At 74.4% G+C, this 17,758-nt stretch carries 18 protein-coding genes and 1 pseudogene; 16 read left to right on the forward strand and 3 right to left on the reverse strand.

Going from position 1 to position 17,758, the window contains the following annotated elements; translation table 11 throughout:
* Nucleotides 1-25: 25 nt before the first annotated feature.
* From CHB98_RS14475 to CHB98_RS23080, 16 genes and pseudogenes are all read left to right on the forward strand, one after another.
* Nucleotides 26-1,255 (forward strand): flagellar hook protein FlgE, encoded by a 1,230-nt coding sequence (locus tag CHB98_RS14475; protein WP_089306309.1) that lies wholly within the window; start codon nt 26-28, stop codon nt 1,253-1,255.
* Nucleotides 1,256-1,522: 267 nt separating this feature from the next.
* The gene (locus CHB98_RS14480; protein WP_089306310.1) at nt 1,523-1,807 is read left to right on the forward strand and encodes a flagellar FlbD family protein; all 285 of its coding nucleotides are present in this window, start codon (nt 1,523-1,525) and stop codon (nt 1,805-1,807) included.
* Between the two features lie 3 nt (nt 1,808-1,810).
* Nucleotides 1,811-2,581, forward strand: a complete 771-nt coding sequence (locus CHB98_RS14485; protein ID WP_089306311.1) for a motility protein A — start codon at nt 1,811-1,813, stop codon at nt 2,579-2,581.
* A gap of 31 nt (nt 2,582-2,612) precedes the next feature.
* Entirely contained in the window at nt 2,613-3,521 is a 909-nt protein-coding gene (locus tag CHB98_RS14490; RefSeq protein WP_089306312.1) for an OmpA/MotB family protein, read from the forward strand.
* Nucleotides 3,514-3,987, forward strand: a complete 474-nt coding sequence (locus CHB98_RS14495; protein WP_089306313.1) for a flagellar basal body-associated FliL family protein — start codon at nt 3,514-3,516, stop codon at nt 3,985-3,987. The genes CHB98_RS14490 and CHB98_RS14495 overlap by 8 nt, the downstream gene beginning before the upstream one ends.
* A gap of 117 nt (nt 3,988-4,104) precedes the next feature.
* The gene (locus CHB98_RS14500; RefSeq protein ID WP_089306314.1) at nt 4,105-5,070 is read left to right on the forward strand and encodes a flagellar motor switch protein FliM; all 966 of its coding nucleotides are present in this window, start codon (nt 4,105-4,107) and stop codon (nt 5,068-5,070) included.
* Nucleotides 5,067-5,810 (forward strand): flagellar motor switch protein FliN, encoded by a 744-nt coding sequence (gene fliN / locus CHB98_RS14505; RefSeq protein ID WP_089306315.1) that lies wholly within the window; start codon nt 5,067-5,069, stop codon nt 5,808-5,810. Before CHB98_RS14500 ends, fliN begins: the two co-directional genes overlap by 4 nt.
* Entirely contained in the window at nt 5,807-6,190 is a 384-nt protein-coding gene (locus CHB98_RS14510; RefSeq protein ID WP_089306316.1) for a FliO/MopB family protein, read from the forward strand. Before fliN ends, CHB98_RS14510 begins: the two co-directional genes overlap by 4 nt.
* On the forward strand, nt 6,190-7,026 hold the full coding sequence (gene fliP, locus CHB98_RS14515) for a flagellar type III secretion system pore protein FliP (RefSeq protein ID WP_089306317.1): 837 nt from the start codon (nt 6,190-6,192) through the stop codon (nt 7,024-7,026). The genes CHB98_RS14510 and fliP overlap by 1 nt, the downstream gene beginning before the upstream one ends.
* 103 nt (nt 7,027-7,129) lie before the next feature.
* Complete coding sequence (fliQ, locus tag CHB98_RS14520; RefSeq protein ID WP_089306318.1) at nt 7,130-7,405, forward strand: flagellar biosynthesis protein FliQ; 276 nt, start codon at nt 7,130-7,132, stop codon at nt 7,403-7,405.
* 5 nt (nt 7,406-7,410) lie between these two features.
* Nucleotides 7,411-8,175: a flagellar biosynthetic protein FliR gene (gene fliR, locus CHB98_RS14525; RefSeq protein WP_089306319.1), complete on the forward strand. Its 765-nt coding sequence runs from the start codon at nt 7,411-7,413 to the stop codon at nt 8,173-8,175.
* Between the two features lie 3 nt (nt 8,176-8,178).
* Nucleotides 8,179-9,312: an EscU/YscU/HrcU family type III secretion system export apparatus switch protein gene (locus CHB98_RS14530; protein WP_089306320.1), complete on the forward strand. Its 1,134-nt coding sequence runs from the start codon at nt 8,179-8,181 to the stop codon at nt 9,310-9,312.
* A gap of 77 nt (nt 9,313-9,389) precedes the next feature.
* On the forward strand, nt 9,390-11,432 hold the full coding sequence (flhA, locus tag CHB98_RS14535; RefSeq protein WP_089306321.1) for a flagellar biosynthesis protein FlhA: 2,043 nt from the start codon (nt 9,390-9,392) through the stop codon (nt 11,430-11,432).
* Nucleotides 11,413-13,422 carry a hypothetical protein gene (locus tag CHB98_RS14540; protein WP_143425094.1) on the forward strand — a complete coding sequence of 670 codons (2,010 nt, stop codon included), beginning with the start codon at nt 11,413-11,415 and terminating at the stop codon, nt 13,420-13,422. Before flhA ends, CHB98_RS14540 begins: the two co-directional genes overlap by 20 nt.
* Nucleotides 13,419-13,643: a hypothetical protein gene (locus tag CHB98_RS14545; RefSeq protein ID WP_089306323.1), complete on the forward strand. Its 225-nt coding sequence runs from the start codon at nt 13,419-13,421 to the stop codon at nt 13,641-13,643. The genes CHB98_RS14540 and CHB98_RS14545 overlap by 4 nt, the downstream gene beginning before the upstream one ends.
* A gap of 152 nt (nt 13,644-13,795) precedes the next feature.
* Nucleotides 13,796-13,915: pseudogene (locus CHB98_RS23080) on the forward strand (type IV toxin-antitoxin system AbiEi family antitoxin domain-containing protein); the annotation flags it as partial.
* Nucleotides 13,916-14,815: 900 nt separating this feature from the next.
* Here the strand turns inward: CHB98_RS23080 and phoH2 are convergent.
* The 3 genes from phoH2 to CHB98_RS14565 all read right to left on the reverse strand — a co-directional run bounded on the left by phoH2 (nt 14,816) and on the right by CHB98_RS14565 (nt 17,748).
* Nucleotides 14,816-16,111, reverse strand: a complete 1,296-nt coding sequence (phoH2, locus tag CHB98_RS14560) for an RNA 5'-3' helicase PhoH2 (protein ID WP_089306325.1) — start codon at nt 16,109-16,111, stop codon at nt 14,816-14,818.
* A 245-nt stretch (nt 16,112-16,356) separates the two neighbouring features.
* The gene (locus CHB98_RS21710; RefSeq protein WP_179224519.1) at nt 16,357-16,530 is read right to left on the reverse strand and encodes a hypothetical protein; all 174 of its coding nucleotides are present in this window, start codon (nt 16,528-16,530) and stop codon (nt 16,357-16,359) included.
* 3 nt (nt 16,531-16,533) lie between these two features.
* Nucleotides 16,534-17,748 carry a DUF885 domain-containing protein gene (locus CHB98_RS14565; RefSeq protein WP_089306326.1) on the reverse strand — a complete coding sequence of 405 codons (1,215 nt, stop codon included), beginning with the start codon at nt 17,746-17,748 and terminating at the stop codon, nt 16,534-16,536.
* Nucleotides 17,749-17,758 lie beyond the last annotated feature (10 nt).

Below are 17,758 nucleotides of genomic sequence, written 5' to 3' on the forward strand. Positions count from 1 at the left end.
CACCCGATCCCGAGGAGCCCTCCCCGTGCTGCGTTCCATGAACTCCGCGATCTCCGGCCTGCGCGCCCACCAGACCAAGCTCGACGTCACCGGCAACAACATCGCCAACGTCAACACCGTCGGCTACAAGAGCAGCCAGACCGTCTTCCAGGACACGCTGTCCCAGATCGTCCGCAACGGCTCCGCCCCGCGGGCCGAGGCCGGTGGCACCAACCCGGCCCAGGTGGGCCTGGGCGTCAAGGTCGCCGGCATCACCACGAACTTCGAGCAGGGCTCGACCCAGAACACCGGCCGGGCGACCGACTTCATGATCAGCGGCGACGGGTTCTTCGTCACCCGCGCCGGCAACGAGCAGGTCTACACCCGCGCCGGCTCCTTCAGCTACGACGCCGTGGGCAACCTGGTGACCCCGGACGGCGCGCTGCTGCAGGGCTGGATGGCCGAGGACGGCGCCGTCGACACCAACGGCGCCATCGGCACGCTCACCGTGCCCTTCGGCTCGGTCATGCAGCCCACCGAGACCGACAACGGCGCGGTGGCCGGCAACCTGTCCAGCGCGTCGGCCGCCGGCGCCGGCGTGCAGACCCAGATGACCATGTACGACGCCCTCGGCGCGCCGCACCAGATCAGCCTGTCGTTCACGAAGTCGGCGACGGCGAACGAGTGGTCGGTCGTCGCCCGGGACGAGAACGGCACCACCCTGGCCAGCACCGCCGGCCCCCTGGCGTTCGACCCGGTGACCGGCGAGCTGCCGCCCGCGTCGCAGACCTTCCAGATCACGCCGGACGCCGCCATGTCCGGCAGCTGGCCGGGGCAGATCACCATCGACCTGGCCGAGCTGCGCCAGTTCGGCGGCCCGTCGTCGCTGGCACCCGCGCGGGTCGACGGCAACGCCATGGGCTCCCTGCAGTCGATCTCGCTCAGCGGCGACGGCACGGTCATGGGCGTCTACTCCAACAACCTGCGCGAGCCGATCGGCAAGCTGGCGCTGGCCACCTTCGCCAACCCCGGCGGCCTGGCCAAGGCCGGCAACAGCTCCTACCGGGTGGGCGACAACTCCGGCCAGCCGGCCATCGGCGAGCCCGGCGCGGGTGGGCGCGGCAGCCTCATCGCCGGCGCGCTGGAGATGTCCAACGTCGACCTGGCCGAGGAGTTCACCGGGCTGATCATCGCCCAGCGCGGGTTCCAGGCCAACAGCCGCGTCATCACCAGCTCCGACGAGGTGCTGCAGGACCTGGTCAACCTGAAGCGCTAGTCGACCCCCCGCCCCCAGGTCATCGCTCTTGCGGTCCTCCATGCGCTCTCGCGGTGCTGCGGGACCGCAAGAGCGCGGGAACGACCGCAGGAGCGCAGACGTCCGCGGGGCCGCCACGCCGGCGTCCGCGCAGGTCACGGGGCTTCCCCCGCACGGGTGAGGCGGCCCGTTCGGCTCAAGGCGCGCCCGCGCGGGGCCGATGACAACCGCAGACCGGCGGCCCCGCGCGGGTGCTGCCCCCCTCCCCGAGCGAGCGGAAGGACCGCCGTGATCCGTGTGACGCGCCTGAACGGAGAACGGTTCGCGCTGAACCCCGACCTCGTGGAACGCGTGGAGGGCCACCCCGACACCGTCGTGTTCCTCGTCGACGGCACCCGCTACATCGTCTCGGAGAGCGTGGAGGACGTGCTCGTGGAGATCCGCGAGTACCGCGCCAGCATCCTCGCCACCGCCTACGAGATGGACCGCGGCACCTACCGCTCGCCGTCCCGTGCCGACGGGGCCGACGCGAGCGCCTCCGTCGTCCCCTTCCCCGCTCGCGAGGAGCGCTGACCCGTGGACCCCGCCACCCTGATCGGCTTCGTCGTCTCGATGGTCGCCCTCCTGATCTTCATGGTCATGGAAGGGGCGGACCCGATGTCGCTGCTGTTCCTCCCGGCGATCATCCTCGTCCTCGTCGCCACCTTCGGCGCGGCCATGGCGCACCAGACCATGGACGACCTCAAGAAGATGCCCGGCTGGTTCACGATGGCCCTGATGCCGGCCAAGGTGCCGCCGGCCACCCAGCAGATCCAGACCCTGGTCAGCCTGGCGGAGAAGGCCCGCAAGGAGGGCCTGCTGGCGCTGGAGGCGCAGGTCAAGCAGATCGAGGACCCGTTCCTCAAGCGCGGCCTGCAGATGGGCATCGACGGCACCGACCCCGAGGAGCTGCGGGCGGTCCTGGAGAGCGAGATCGCCGCCCGCAAGGCCGAGGACAAGGTCGCCGCCAAGTTCATGACCGCGATGGGCGGCTACGCGCCCACCATCGGCATCGTCGGCTGCATCGTCGGCCTGATGAACGTGATGGCCAACCTCAGCAACCCCGAGTCGCTGGGCCCGATGATCGCCGCGGCGTTCGTCGCCACGCTGTGGGGCGTCATGGCCGCCAACTTCTGGTTCCTGCCCATGGGCGCCAAGATCCTGCGGGTCAGCGAGCTGCGGGCCGCCACCATGGAGCTGCTGGTCGAGGGCATCGCCGAGATCCAGGCCGGCACCAGCCCGCGCGCCGTCCGGCTGAAGCTGACCTCCCTCATCCCGCCCAGCGAGCTGGCCCGGGAGGCGGCGTGAGCCGGCCCGCCCGTCCACCCCGGGCGCAGCGGTGAGCGCCGGCCACGGCGGCCGGCGGCGCGGGAAGAAGCACGAGGAGGAGGAGCACGAGAACCACGAGCGGTGGCTGGTCTCCTACGCCGACATGGTGACCCTGCTGCTGGTGACCTTCGTGGTGCTCTACGCGATGAGCCAGGTGGACCAGTCGAAGTTCGCCGCGCTGGCCAAGGGCCTGTCCGCGAGCCTCGGCGGGCCGATCGCCGTGCAACCCGGCCCGGCGCCGGAGGGCTCGGTGCTCGACGGCCTGCCCGGCGCGATCGACATCGCCTCGGCCATCGCCCCGGAGGAGACCGTCGCCCAGGCGGAGGTGGACGCCGCCGCCGCGGCCGCTGCGCTCGCCGAGGCCCGGCAGGTCGCCGTCGAGGCCCAGGCCCAGTACGAGGACCTGGCCGCGATCCGCGACCGGATCGAGGCGTCGCTCGCCGCAGCCGGGTACGCCGGCGCCGCGCGCTACGAGATCGACGAGCGCGGCCTGGTGATGCACATCGTCGCCGACCAGGTGCTCTTCGACGCCGAGCAGGCCGTGCTGCGCCCCGAGGGCCGGGCCATCCTCGACGCCGTCGCCCCCATCCTGGGCGGGTTGCCCAACGCCCTGGGCGTCGAGGGCCACGCCAACCACCTGCCGGTCACCCCGGGCGGGATGTGGCCGTCCAACTGGGAGCTGTCGGCCTACCGGGCCACCACCGTCGTCCGCCACCTGACCGGGGTCGGCGTCGCCGGGACCCGGATGGTCGCCAACGGCTACTCCGACACCCGCCCGCTGGTGCCGGTCACCGACCCCGCGGCCGTCGGCACCAACCGCCGCGTCGACGTCGTCGTCCTGTCCACCGCCTCCGCCGAGGCCAACGAACTGCTCCCCGGCCTGGACGCCGGCCGAACCCAGGAAGGCACCGATGGCTGACAAGTCGCCCACCAAGGACGAGACCCCCGAGGACGGCGAGCCGACCGGCGGGAGGAAGAAGCTGCTGCTGATCGGCGTCGTGGCGCTGCTCGTGGTGGCCGGTGCGGCGTACTTCTTCCTGTTCGCCGGCAGCGGCGAGGCCGAGGCCGCCGAGCCCGAGCACGGCGGGTACGCCGCCCTCGAGCCGATCGCGGTCAACCTGGCCGGGGGCGGCTACCTCAAGATCGGCATCACCCTGGACTACACCGTCGCCGCCGCCGGCGACGGACACGGGGGTGGCGGCGTCGACGGCGCCAAGGCCCTCGACCTGGTGATCTCCACGTACTCCCAGGCCCAGCCCGCCGACGTGGTCGGCGCCCGGGACGCCCTCAAGGAGTCCCTGGAGAAGAAGATCGTCGAGGCCTACACCGAGGACGGCGTCCCTCACGTGAAGGGCATCTACCTCACCGAGTACGTCACCCAGTGAGCCGCCGGGGCGCCCCAGCGGCGCTCCCCCGCACCACCCGTCACACCCGCCCGCCCTGACCGGCAGCGCCCCGCGCGGCCGGTCAGGGCGGTCGCGTCCCCGGCCGATGTACCGCTCGTGACCCGCCCCGACAACGGACCCGCCCCCAGCGGGCGCAGCCGCCGCGGCGAACCCCGCACCTACGACTTCCGCCGCCCCACCAAGCTCTCCCGCGAGCACGTCCGGGTGCTGCAGATCGCCCAGGAGGCCTTCGCCCGGCAGGCGACGACGGTGCTGACGTCGATGCTGCGCGCCGGCGCGCGGCTGGAGCTGCTGGGCATCGAGCAGCACTCCTACGACGACTACGTCGCCGCCCTGCCCGACCCGTGCTTCATCGTGACCTTCACGATCGAGCCGCTGGCCGGCAAGGGCGTGCTGGCCTACCCGCTGGACGTGGCGATGGCCGCCGTCGACCACATGCTCGGCGGCTCCGGCGCCGCCGAGCAGCCCAGCCGGCCGATGACGGTGATGGAGACGTCGATCACCCGGCACCTGATCGGCCGGCTGCTGCAGGAGTTCACCGCCTCCTTCGCGCACATCCTCGAGCTGCAGCCCGAGCTCAGCGCGGTCGAGTACAACCCGCAGCTGGCCCAGGCCGCCTCCGGCTCGGACACCGTGATGGTGGCCTCGTTCACGATCGGCATCGGCCCCCGCAGCGGCGAGGCCACGCTGGTGCTGCCGTTCTCCTCCTTGCAGACCCCGCTGAACAACGCCGCCTCCCCGCAGCTGTCGGAGTCCGCGCAGGCCAAGCGGCGGCGTGCCCTCGAGGCGCTCACCGAGCGGCTCACCGCCGTGCCGGTGGACGTCGGCGTGCGGTTCGCCCCGCTGGAGGTGTCCTCGGAGGACCTGCTGTCCCTCGACGTGGGCGACGTGCTGCTGCTGCGTCACCCGCAGGACGCCCCGCTGGAGGTCACCACCAACGACGTGACCTTCGCCCACGCGATCGCCAGCAACCACCGCCGCCGGCTCGCCGCGGCCATCGTCCCCACGCCGGCCTCCGGCCAGCACCCTGCCCACGCCCCTGCCCAGAAGGACACCGCATGACCTCCGTGGAGCACTCGCAGGCCTCCGAGACCGTGATCGCCGTCGTGGCGTCGGCGGCCCGCGCCGCGGCCGCGCTGGTGCCGGCGCTGTCCGAGCTCGTCCCCGGCGCGCCGGTCAGCGACCCCGACGCCGTCCTCGCCCCCGCCACGGCCGCCACCGCGGTCGCGGCCCGGCTGTCCGGGGAGGTCAGCGGGGACGTCGTCCTGGTGGTGTCCGCAGAGGTCGTCGAGGCCCTGGCCAACTCCCCCGTCGGCCCGATGGACGTCGCCGCCGCGCTGCGCCCCGCCCTGGAGGCGGCCGCCGCCACGCTCGGCCGGGTCCGGGTGGACGCCGAGCGCACCGAGGAGCCCGACGCCGCGCTGGACGGCCTGCGGGACAAGGGCATGTTCGTCGCCGTCCCCCTGCTGGCCGGGGGGGCGACCGTCGAGGCGGTCCTCGCGCTGCAGGTGACGTTGCCCCGGCCGCGCGAGCAGCGCGGCAGCCTGGACCTGCTGCGGCACGTGGCCATGGAGGTCACCGTCGAGATCGGCCGCACCCGGATGACCGTCGGCGAGCTGCTGTCCCTCGCCCCCGGCGAGGTGGTCGAGCTGGACCGGGCCGCCAGCGCCCCGGCCGACCTGCTGGTCAACGGCACGCTCATCGCCCGCGGCGAGGTGGTCGTCGTCGACGAGGACTTCGGCCTGCGGATCAGCGAGATCGTCACCGACGCCGCCGCCTCCGAGATCGGGTCCCGGTCATGACGTGGATGGTGATCCGGCTGGTGCTCTCGCTGGCCCTCATCGCCGGCGTGCTGTGGTTCGCGGCCGGGATGGCGCGCAAGCGCGGCCTGGGCCAGGGCAACGGCCTGATCGAGGTGGTCGCCCGGCAGCGGATGGGCCGGGCCAGCACGGTCAGCGTCGTCCGCATCGCCGACCGCGTGCTGGTGGTCGGCGCCACCGAGGAGCAGGTCACCCTGCTGGCCGAGGTGGACGGCGACGTGGTGGCCGAGGCCGTCGCCGAGCGGCGGGCCGCGCTGCCGGCCGCGGCCGGGACGCCCGGCCCGCTGGCCGGCTCGGTGTTCGACCGCGACGGCTGGACGACGTTCGTCTCGCAGCTGCGGGAGCGGACGGTCCGCCGCTGATGGCCTCCTCCCCCGCCCCGGTCCGGGGCGTCCCGGTGGCCCGGCGCGTCGGGCTGGTCCTGCTGCTCGCGGCGCTGCTCGGCACCGTGCTCGCGCTGCTGGCCGGGCCGGCGTCCGCGGCCCCCACCGCGCCGGTCGCGCCGACGGCCCCGACCGCGCCCGTGGTCCCCGGCGTCGACGGCGGCGTGGACATCTCCATCGGCGGCGGCAGCCCCAGCACCTCGATCACGCTGATCCTGGCGATCACGGTGCTGTCGGTCGCCCCGGCGGTGCTGCTGCTCGCCACCTCGTTCACCAAGATCATCGTGGTGCTGTCGCTGACCCGGAACGCGCTGGGCATGCAGATGTCCCCGCCGAACACCGTGCTCACCGGCATCGCGCTGTTCCTGACCCTGTTCGTCATGGGCCCGGTGCTCACCGAGGTCAACGACACCGCCGTCCAGCCGTACCTCAACGGGCTGATGACGGTGTCGCAGGCCTACGACGTCGGCGTCGTCCCGCTGCGGGCCTTCCTGCTGGACAACACCCGCGAGGACGAGCTGGCTCTGATGGTCGGGCTGTCCGGCGAGGAGGCCCCGGCCGACGCCGCCGCGGTCAGCATGACCACCCTGGTGCCGGCGTTCGTGCTGTCGGAGCTCAAGAGCGCCTTCATCATCGGGCTGGTCGTGTTCATCCCGTTCCTGGTGCTGGACATGCTGGTCAGCGCCGCGCTGATGTCGATGGGCATGATGATGGTGCCGCCGGTGATCGTCTCCCTGCCGTTCAAGCTGCTGCTGTTCGTGGTGGTCGACGGCTGGGCGCTGATCACCACGGCGCTGGTGGGGAGCTACGGGTGAGCGCCACGAGGACGACGCGCGAGCGAGCATCGCTGCGTGCTGGGGGCACCTCCCGCGTGCGGGGGACAGCGATCGAGGAGCGGGACGAGCGCGGAGTCGAGTCATGAGCGACGCGGACGTCACCGAGATCGCCGTCGCGACGATGCTGGTGGGGGCCAAGGTCGCCGCCCCCGTGCTGCTGACCGCCCTGCTGGTCGGGTTCCTCATCTCGCTGTTCCAGGCGGCGACGCAGATCCAGGAGCCGACGCTGTCGTTCGTGCCGAAGATGATCGCGGTCGCCATCGCGCTGCTGGTCACGGGCAACTGGGTGCTCGCCGAGCTGGTCAGCTTCACCCAGAGCCTGTTCGACTCGCTGCCGCGCCTGCTCGACCGGACGTAGCGGCCGTGGACCTCGAGGTCCCCGCGGGCACCCTGGCGGCACTGCTGCTGGGGACCGCCCGCGCCACCGGCTTCGTGCTGCTGGCCCCGCCGTTCAACTCCAGGAGCATCCCGGCCCCGGTGAAGGGCGCGCTGGCGCTGGCCCTCTCGGTCGCGCTGATGACCCGCATCGCCACGGACCTGCCGGAGCCGACCACCGGCTTCCTGGTCGTCGGCGCGGTCACCGAGGTCGCCATCGGTGCGGCCCTGGGCCTCGTGGTGCACGTGCTGTTCGCCGCCGTCCAGTACGCCGGCGACCTCATCGACCTCACCGGCGGCTTCTCGCTGCAGCCGGCCTACGACCCGCTGTCGATGACGACCGCCTCCTCGGTCGGCCGGCTGCACCACATGCTGGCGACCACGCTGCTGTTCACCAGCGGCGGCCACCTGCTCGTCGTGCGCGGGTTCGCCACCTCCTACGAGGGGATGCCGGTCGGGGGGTCGGTGCCCACCGAGCAGCTGGCCCCGGTGCTCATCACCGCGCTGTCGCTGATGTTCCTCGCGGCCCTGCAGATCGCCGGGCCGATGGTGGCGGTGCTGCTGCTCGCCGACGTCGCGCTGGCGCTGCTGTCCCGCGCCGCGCCCGCGCTCAACATCTTCGCCTTCGGGTTCCCGGTCAAGATCATGCTGACGCTGACCCTGCTGGGTCTGACCTTCCCGCTGCTGCCCCCGGCCCTCGACGCGCTGCTCGAGCACGCGGTCCGGGCCATGGTCTCCCTGCGGAGCGGGTGAGCCGTGGCCAAGGACGGGCCGGGCGGGGAGAAGACCGAGGACCCGACTCCGCAGCGCCTCAAGAAGGCGCGCAGGGAAGGGCAGATCCCGCGGACGCAGGAGCTCGGCACCTGGGCCGGCGCGGCGGCGGCCAGCTACCTGCTGCCGATGCTGGTCCGGAACGCCTACGACGAGGTCGGCCGGATGTTCGTGGCGATCGACGTGGTGGTCGACGAGCCCGAGGTCGAGACGGTCACGGCCCTGCTGGGTCAGGCCCTGAGCGCCTTCGTCACCGTCATGCTGCCGATGGCGGTGGCCCTCGTGGTCGTGGGCGTCGTCGCCTCCGCCGCCCAGGGCGGCGTGTCGGTCAGCGGCACGCCGCTCAAGCCGACGCTGCAGAAGCTCAACCCCTTCCCTGGCATCAAGCGGATGTTCGGCGGCCACGGGCTGTGGGAGGCCACCAAGGCGATCATCAAGACCGCCGCGCTGGCCACCGTCGTCGTCGTGACCAGCGATCGGGCCCAGGAGCTGGTGTCGGCGGCCGGGTCGCTGCCGCTGTCGGCGGTGGTCGCCACCTTCACCGACTCCGCCGTCCTCATGTTCCGCGTCGTGGCGGTCACCGGCCTGGCCATCGCGATCGCCGACTACGTCATCGTGCGCCGGCAGACCATGGCCAAGCTGAAGATGAGCAGGTACGAGATCCAGCAGGAGCACAAGCAGTCCGAGGGCGACCCGCACGTCAAGGCCCAGCGCCGGGCCACCCAGCTGGCGATGTCCCGCAACCGGATGATGGCCGAGGTCGCCGACGCCGACGTGCTGCTGGTCAACCCCACCCACGTCGCCGTCGCACTGCGCTACCAGGCCGACCGCGGCGCCCCCCGGGTCGTGGCCAAGGGCGCCGACGAGGTCGCCGCCCGGCTGCGCGAGCGGGCGGCCGAGGCGCGGGTGCCGATGGTCCAGGACATCCCGCTGGCCCGCGCGCTGCACGCCTCCTGCGACATCGGCCAGGAGGTGCCGGCCCAGCTGTTCACCGCGGTGGCCCGGGTGCTGGCGTTCGTCATGCAGCTGTCGGCCAAGGGCGTGCGCGGCGGGGTGCACCGGCCCGGCTTCGCCGCCCCGGACGTCGAGGGGCTGCCGCGCGCCGGGCGCCGACGCTGACGGGACGGGTGGGGCGGGCGGGACGGCCGGGGCGGACTGCGGTGCCCCGCCCCCGGGGTGCTGCCGATGAGTCCCCCGTGCGAGGGATCTCGAAGGCCGCCGTCCCGATCGGCGTGGTGGCCATCGTCCTCATGCTGGTCGTGCCCCTGCCCGCCGCGGTGCTGGACCTGCTGCTGGGCCTGAACATCACCGCGTCGCTGCTGGTCCTGCTGGTCGCCATGCAGATCCGGCGGCCGCTGGACTTCGCCGTCTTCCCGTCGCTGATCCTCATCGCGACGCTGTTCCGGCTGGCCCTCAACGTCTCCTCGACGCGGCTGGTGCTGACCGACGGCTACGCCGGCAAGGTGATCGAGGCGTTCGGGCACTTCGTCATCGGCGGCTCGCTGATCGTCGGCCTGGTGATCTTCGTGATCCTCACGATCATCCAGTTCGTCGTCATCACCAACGGCGCCGGCCGCGTCGCCGAGGTCGGCGCCCGCTTCACCCTCGACGCGATGCCCGGCAAGCAGATGGCCATCGACGCCGACCTGAACGCCGGGCTGATCAACGAGAAGCAGGCCCGCCGGCGGCGCACCGAGGTCACCGCCGAGGCCGACTTCTACGGCTCGATGGACGGCGCCTCGAAGTTCGTCAAGGGCGACGCCATCGCGGCCATCATCATCACGTTGATCAACCTGATCGGCGGCATGGCGATCGGCGTCATGCAGCTGGGCATGGCCCCCGGCGACGCCGTCTCCACCTACTCGCTGCTGACCGTCGGCGACGGCCTGGTCTCCCAGATCCCCGCGCTGCTGCTGTCCACCGCGACCGGCATCATCGTCACCCGCTCGGCCTCCGACGGGGACATGGGCAGCGACCTGCTGGCCCAGCTCGGCCGGTTCAAGTCCCCGGTGCGGATCGCCGGCGGCGCGTCCCTGGCGCTGTGCCTCATCCCCGGCCTGCCCAAGCTGCCGTTCCTGCTCATCGGTGGCCTCTTCCTGCTCGCCGCCTCCCGCATGCAGGAGACGGCGGACGACGACGAGGACGCCGGCCTGCAGGCCGCCGCGGACGAGGAGCCCACGCCGGACTCCCCCGAGTCGATCGCCGAGAAGATGCGGGTCGACCCGCTGGAGCTCGAGGTGGCCTACGACCTGGTGGACCTGGTCGACGCCGCCCGCGGCGGTGACCTGCTGGACCGGGTCAAGGCGCTGCGCCGGAAGGTCGCCATGGAGACGGGCCTGGTCATCCCGCTGGTGCGCACCCGCGACAACCTGGACCTGCCCTCGTCGCAGTACGTCATCTGGCTCAACGGCGTCCCCGCGGCCAAGGGCACCTCGCCGGCCGGCACCGTGCTGGCCATCGGCGACATGCTCGACGGGCTGCCCGGCCGGGCCACCCGCGAGCCGGTGTTCGGGCTGCCCGCCAAGTGGGTGCCGGTCGAGCTGCAGCGGCAGGCGGAGATGGCCGGCGCCACCGTCGTCGACCGCTCCTCGGTCATCACCACGCACCTGGCCGAGGTCGTCCGGCAGAACGCCGCCGACCTGCTCGGCCGGGAGGACGTGCGGCTGCTGGTCGAGATGGTCAAGCGCACCCACCCGGTCGTCGTCGACGAGCTCACCCCGGCGCTGCTCACGCTGGGCGAGGTGCAGCGGGTGCTGCACGGGCTGCTCGCGGAGAGCGTGTCCATCCGCGACCTGGTGCGCATCTTCGAGGCGCTCTCGGTGCGGGCGAAGACGTCCACCGACGTCGACGGCCTGGTCGAGGCCGCCCGGACCGCGCTCGGCGCCGCGATCAGCCACCCCTACGTCACGCCCGACGAGCGGCTGCACGTGCTGACCCTCGACCCGGCCTTCGAGCAGCGCCTGCTGGAGGCCGTGCGGCAGAGCGAGGCCGGGCAGGTCCTGGCCCTGGACGCCGGCACGGTCGACGCGCTGGTCAACGGCTGCACCGGCCTGCTGACCGAGGCCGAGCGGCTGGGCCAGGCCCCGGTGCTCGTGTGCTCGCCGCAGGTCCGCGCCGCGCTGTCCCGCCTGATGCGTCAGATCCTCCCCCGCCTGCCGGTGATCTCCTACACGGAGGTCTCCCGCACGGCCCAGATCGAGTCCCTGGGAGTGGTGAACGGTGCCTTTGCCGTCCGTTGAGGCCGCCTCGCGCGAGGGCGCCATCGCCGCCGCGCGGGAGCGGTACGGGTCCTCCGTCCGCATCGTGGGCATCCGCCGGGTGCGCACCGGCGGGGTCATGGGCTTCTTCAGCACCGAGCGCTTCGTCGCCGAGGTGGAGGAGCCCCCGCCGGCCCCCGTCGAGCGGCGCCCGGCGTCCCGCGCGGAGTCGATGGCCCGCATCGAGGCCGCGCTGCGCCGCGACCCGGTGCTGCCCGACCCGGTCGACGAGGTCGCCGACCTGCTCGGCGGCGGCGCCGGGCGGCCCGCGGCCGGGTTGTACTCGCGCGCGTCCGCCGCGCGGTCCCCGCGCCCGGCCGCCGGCCGGGGCCACCGCCCCGCGGCGCAGCCGGCCGCGGCGCCCGCCCCGGCCCCCGCGCCGGTCGCCGTCGCCGACCCGGCCCCGGCGGCCGCCCCGGCGCCGGAGGCCCCGCTGCCGCCGTCGCCGTTCACCGCCGCGCTGGCCCAGATGGTCGCCGGGGACGTCGACGTGCGCGAGGCCGTGGACGAGGCGATCGCCGCCGTCGCGGCGTCCACCCCGGCGCCGGTCGCCGCCGTCGTCCCGCCCGCCCCGGCCCCCGTCGTCGAGGAGCCGGCACCCGCCGCCCCGGCGCCGGCGCCGGTCGCTGCCGTCGCCCCGCCCGCGCCGGCCCCCCGCCCGGCCACCGCGCCGCCGGCTCCCCCGGGGGAACCGGTGCCGGTGCCCGAGTGGGTGCACGAGCCGGACTTCGCCACCGGGCCGATCACCTCCCGGGAGGAGGCGATCGCCGAGGTGCTGCGCGCGGCCCTGGCCCACGACACGTCCGAGGCGGCGCTCACCCAGCTGCTGCGCGGCGTGCTCGCCGGCTCCCCGCCGGCCGCGGACACCGACGACGCGTGGGACGACGCGCACACCGCCGAGATCCCGGTGTGGGTCGACGCGACCGCGGAGGCCGACGAGTGGGAGGTGGCCGCCGAGGTGCTGGCCCCGACCGCGAGCGACCCCGCACCGCTGCCCGCCGACGCCACCACGGTCCTGCCGCCGCTGTCGCTGCTGCCGCCGCCGGCGCCGGGCACCGCCCTGGCCGTGCCGCCGCTGCTGGGCCGCCCGCCGGTGCCGCCGTCGACCGGCCACGCCCCGGGGCAGTCGGTCGCCCGGCTGGCCCCGCCGACCGCGCAGGGCCGGCTGGCCACCGTGACCCGGCTGCCGGTGGACAAGCGCGCCGCCGCCTCCCGCCGCTCGGCGCCGATGGTGGTGCCCTCGGTGCGCGGGCGGTCGACCTCCGGCGGCGGCTCCGGCCCGCTGCCCGGCGCCGCCGAGGAGTCGCTGATCGGCCGGCTGCTCGAGCTCGGCGTCCCCGAGGCGCTGCTCGGCGAGGAGTTCGCCGTCGAGGTCGCCCGCCGGGGCGCCTACGCCGCGCTGACCCGTGCCCTGGCCGCCGGCCTCCCGGCCGCCCCCGCGGTGCCCACCGGCGCCGGCGAGGTGCTGCTCGTCGTCGGGCCCGGAGTGGAGACCCTCGCCGCCGCCCGCGCGCTGGCCGCCTCGCTGCGGCTGGACGGCGAGCAGCTGCAGTGGGCCTCCCGCGGCGACCTGGCCGCCCTGGCCCCGCGCGGGAACCGGATCACCAGCATCGACACCGCGCTGGAGCGCCGGCAGGAGGCCGACCGGTCCAGCGCGCTGACCATCGTCGCCGTCGACGTCCCGCTGCGCGCCGGTGGCGGGGCCTGGCTGGAGCAGATGGTCGCGGTGTTCGCGCCGGTCGGGGTGTGGGCGGTCGTCGAGGCCACCCGCAAGCCGGAGGACGTCGGCCCGTGGCTGGACGCGCTGCCCCGCGTGGACGCGCTGATGGTCCAGGACACCGACCTGACCGCCGACCCGGCCGCCGTCCTCGGCCGCACCACCACCCCCGTGGCCCTCCTCGACGGCGCGCGGGCCACCGCGCACCGCTGGGCCTCGCTGCTGTGCGAGCGGCTGGAGGGCGCCGGGGCATGAGCCCGCTGCGCTGGGACGTGCTGGCGGTGTCGCTGCTCCTGGCGCTGCCCGTGCTCGTCCTGGGCCTGCGCGGCGACCTCGGCACCGCGGACGTCGTCGCCCGGATGCCGTGGTGCCTGGCCGCCGGCTGGGGTGCGGTGGCGCTGCTGCGCTGGGCCGCCACCCCGCCGCCGCCGGCCCGCCGCAGGTCGCCGGAGGACCCGCCCCCACCCGCCCCCTGACCGCCGCAGGGCCCCCGACGGTTCTTGCGGTGCTGCTTCCGCTCCTGCGCCACTGCAGGACCGCCGGAACGCGTGGTGCACAGCAAGAGCGGCTGTCCACAGATCCGCCGGGAGCGTCGTCGAGGCCGTTCTGCGCCCCCACGCTCGCGGGCATGAGCACCCGACCGTGGCCCGAGTACGTGCTCCGTCGCGCCGACGCCCTCGCCGACGGCGTGTCCGACGACGAACTGGCGCGCATGGTGCGGCGGGGAGAGCTCACCCGACTGCAACGGGGCACCTACCTGCAGGACGCCTCGACACTCTCGGGCGCGGTGCGGCACGCGGCAGTGGTGGCCGCGACGGTCGCCGATCTCCGCGTGCCCGCTGTCGTCAGCCACGTCTCCGCGGCCGTCCTGCACGGCCTACCGCTCTGGAACGTCCGCCTCGACCGGGTACACGTCCTCCGCCGTCCCCCGGCGAACGGCAGCGGCACCAGACGGGTACACCTGCACGTGGCCCGACTGGCCGACGCCGAGGTGGCCGCGGTGGCCGGGGTCGCGGTCACCGACCTCACCCGCACCCTGGTGGACGTGGCACGCACCCTGCCGTTCGAGCCGGCCGTGGTCATCGCGGACGCCGCCCTGGCCACCCGCAAGACGACCCGAGGCCGGCTGACCGAGTGCCTGGCCGGCATGGGTGGTGTCCCCGGTGTCCGCCGCGCCGCTCGCGTCATCACGTTCGCGGACGGGCGCAGCGAGAGCGTCGGGGAGAGCCGGAGCCGCGTGCTGCTCAAGCGGCTGGGCCTGCCGACACCCGAGCTGCAGCTCCGCCTGCGTCGCCCGGACGGCACCGAGATCGCACGGTGCGACTTCGGCTGGCGCCAGCACCGCACCGTCGCGGAGTTCGACGGGCGCATCGAGTACGGGCGACTGCTGCGCCCGGGACAGGCGCCGGGGACGCCGTCTTCGATGAGAAGGTGCGCGAGGATGCCATCCGCGACGGTGCCTGGCAGGTGGCGCGGTGGACGTGGCGAGACATCGACACGCCGCGGGTCGTCGGCGACCGACTGCGGCGGGCCTTCGCCCGGTCCTGAGCACTCTTGCGGTGTTTCCCCGGCTCTTGCGGCGGTGCAGGACCGCCGGAGCAGGAGGAACACCGCAAGAGCGGCCCGCCCCCGGCAACGTGGGCGGGGGTCAGCGCGGCAGGTCCTCCAGCATCTCGGTGACCAGCGCGGCGATCGGCGAGCGCTCCGAGCGGGTCAGGGTCACGTGCGCGAACAGCGGGTGCCCTTTCAGCTGCTCGACCACCGCCGCGACGCCGTCGTGCCGGCCGACCCGCAGGTTGTCCCGCTGGGCGACGTCGTGGGTGAGCACCACCCGCGACCCCGAGCCCAGCCGGGACAGCACGGTCAGCAGCACCCCGCGCTCCAGCGACTGCGCCTCGTCGACGATCACGAACGAGTCGTGCAGCGACCGCCCGCGGATGTGGGTCAGCGGCAGCACCTCGATCAGGTCGCGGCCGGCGACCTCGTCGAGCACGTCCTTGGACACCAGCGCGCCCAGGGTGTCGTAGACCGCCTGCGCCCAGGGCGACATCTTCTCGCCCTCGCTGCCCGGCAGGTACCCGAGCTCCTGGCCGCCGACGGCGTACAGCGGCCGGAAGACGACGACCTTCGCGTGCGCCCGCCGCTCCATCACCGACTCCAGCCCCGCGCACAGCGCCAGCGCCGACTTGCCGGTGCCGGCCCGCCCGCCGAGCGACACGATGCCGATGTCGGGGTCCAGCAGCAGGTCCAGGGCGATGCGCTGCTCGGCGGAGCGGCCGTGCAGCCCGAAGGCCTCCCGGTCGCCGCGCACCAGCCGCACCTGCTTGTCCGGCGTCACCCGCCCCAGCGCCGACCCGCGCGAGGAGTGCAGCACCAGGCCGGTGTGCGCGGGCAGCTCGGCGGCGGCCGGCGCATAGGCCTCCCCCGTCTCGTAGAGGGCGGCCAGCTCGGCGTCGTCGAGGGCGACCTCGGCCATCCCGGTCCAGCCGGCGTCGACGGCGTCCAGGGCCCGGTAGTCGTCGGTGTCCAGGCCCACGGCCGCGGCCTTGACCCGCAGCGGCACGTCCTTGGTGATCAGCGCGACGTCGGCGCCCTCGGCGCGCAGGTTGAGCGCGACCACCATGATCCGGCTGTCGTTGCTGTCGTTGCGGAAGCCGGCCGGCAGCACCGACGGGTCGCTGTGGTTGAGCTCCACGTGCAGCGTGCCGCCGTCCTCGCCCACCGGCACCGGGGCGTCCAGCCGGCCGTGCTGCACCCGCAGGTCGTCGAGCAGCCGCAGCGCCTGGCGGGCGAACCAGCCCAGCTCCGGGTGGTTGCGCTTGTCCTCGAGCTCCCCGATCACGACCAGCGGGAGGACCACGTCGTGGGCACCCATGCGCACCAGCGCGCCGGGGTCGGAGAGCAGGACGGAGGTGTCGAGGACGAACGTGCGGCGAGGGTTCACGAGTCGACTCCCGTGGGGCGCGACCCTGCTGGCAGGGCGCACCCCGGCTCGAAGGTGGCCGGGCCCCGGCCGGGGGGCCGGGCGCCGGCCCCCCTGGTCGACGAGATCGTCTGACACCTTCCGGGCCTCCCGTGGACGACGGGGTGAGCCCGGCGTCCACCGCGGACGGTAGGCCCGGGAGGTGACGGGAGGGTGTCGGTGGGGCAGCGTGTCCCCCCTTCGGGGCACCAGCCGCACCAGCGGTCTCAGCGGCGCCGGGGCCGGACGGCGACCAGCACCCACACCAGCGGCACGAGCAGCACCGGCCACTGCAGCCTCAGGTCGCCGAGCCACCACAGCCCGCCGACCAGCAGCACGGCCAGCCAACCCGCCGTCCACAGGCCGAGGTCGCGCGCCTCCTCGGGACTGCGCCGCCCCATGCCTCAGGCGGTCCGCAGCTCGCCGGCGACCGCCGCCGGGGTGAGGGGCTCGTCGAGCAGCCGCACGAAGCGGTCGGCGACGCCCTGGCCGGCCGGGCGGGCGTCCAGCCACCGCGCCAGCAACGCGTACCCCTCGACGTAGGTGGTGGTGTAGGCGCGCCACAACGGGTGGGTGAGGAACCGCAGCTGCTGGCGGGCCCGGTCGGGGTTGACCAGCGACCACTGCTGGATGAACGCGGCCACCTCGTCGTCCGCGGCTCCCCGGTCGTGCAGCAGGACGGCGGCGTCCTGGCGCACCCGGTTCAGCGGCGCGGCCGCCGCGGCGACCCGCTCGGCCAGGTGCCCGTCCAGGTGCAGCCCGAGGTCGCCGAGCACCTCGGCCGCCCACGGGCCCCAGCCGTCGCCGATCGCGGCGTGCACGCCGAGGTCGGCCAGCCCCTCGGCCACGAGGCACTCGGGGGTGTTGACCAGGAAGACGGTGTGCTCCAGCCGGGAGCCCCGCTCCACCAGGCCGAGCTCCTTGCGGCAGTGCTCGGTGTGGTGCCCGGGGTAGGACTCGTGGGCGACCAGGTGCGGCAGCTGGCCCAGCCGGTGCGGCAGGTCGGCGTTGATGGCGACGCGCGAGCGGTAGTCGCCCTCGTAGTAGTTGAACCCCGACCACGGCTGGTCGGTGACCACCTCGTAGCGGACCATCTCCACGTCCGGCAGCCCGTACTCGGTGCGCACCCGGTCGCGCAGCGCGCTGGACAGCGCCTGCACGGCCTCGGCCAGCCGCTGCGGCGGGCACTCCTCGCGCCGCCGGTGCGCGGCGTACCGCTCGGCGAGCGGCCCGCTGCCCGGCAGCAGCGCGTCCAGCTCGGCGTGCGCGGCGGCGTAGGCGGCCGGGTCGCCGAGGGCGAGGTCGACCTGGAAGTAGCTGCGCACCTCGTCGAGGAAGGGCACCGGCTCGCCGGCCATCTTCCGGGCGCTGCACTCCAGCGCGGTCAGCTGGCCGCCGATGAAGTCGGCCCGGTCGGCCGGCAGGTCGGACGCGGCCAGCTCGCCGAGCAGCGCCCGGGCCTGGTCGCGCAGCCCCCGCGGGGTGGGTGCCGGCTCGTCGGTCACCGCGGCCCGGATGCGCCGGTCACCGGTGTAGGCGTCGACGAAGCCCGGCTCCAGCCGGTCGAAGCGCAACCCGAGGCGCACGTACTCCAGGGGGACGTCGGGTGAGCGGGCCATGGACCGGAGT

Origin of the sequence: Geodermatophilus pulveris, assembly GCF_900188375.1 — a bacterium.
GTDB classification, from domain to species: Bacteria; Actinomycetota; Actinomycetes; order Mycobacteriales; family Geodermatophilaceae; genus Geodermatophilus; species Geodermatophilus pulveris.

What these genes read in the sequence shown, in the direction of transcription:
- CHB98_RS14495 (WP_089306313.1), top strand. Translation starts at nt 3,514, where the DNA reads ATGGCTGACAAGTCGCCCACCAAGGACGAGACCCCCGAGGACGGCGAG.
- fliN (WP_089306315.1), top strand. Translation starts at nt 5,067, where the DNA reads ATGACCTCCGTGGAGCACTCGCAGGCCTCCGAGACCGTGATCGCCGTC.
- CHB98_RS14510 (WP_089306316.1), top strand. Translation starts at nt 5,807, where the DNA reads ATGACGTGGATGGTGATCCGGCTGGTGCTCTCGCTGGCCCTCATCGCC.
- fliP (WP_089306317.1), top strand. Translation starts at nt 6,190, where the DNA reads ATGGCCTCCTCCCCCGCCCCGGTCCGGGGCGTCCCGGTGGCCCGGCGC.
- fliQ (WP_089306318.1), top strand. Translation starts at nt 7,130, where the DNA reads ATGAGCGACGCGGACGTCACCGAGATCGCCGTCGCGACGATGCTGGTG.
- CHB98_RS14545 (WP_089306323.1), top strand. Translation starts at nt 13,419, where the DNA reads ATGAGCCCGCTGCGCTGGGACGTGCTGGCGGTGTCGCTGCTCCTGGCG.
- CHB98_RS21710 (WP_179224519.1), bottom strand. Translation starts at nt 16,530, where the DNA reads ATGGGGCGGCGCAGTCCCGAGGAGGCGCGCGACCTCGGCCTGTGGACG.
- CHB98_RS14565 (WP_089306326.1), bottom strand. Translation starts at nt 17,748, where the DNA reads ATGGCCCGCTCACCCGACGTCCCCCTGGAGTACGTGCGCCTCGGGTTG.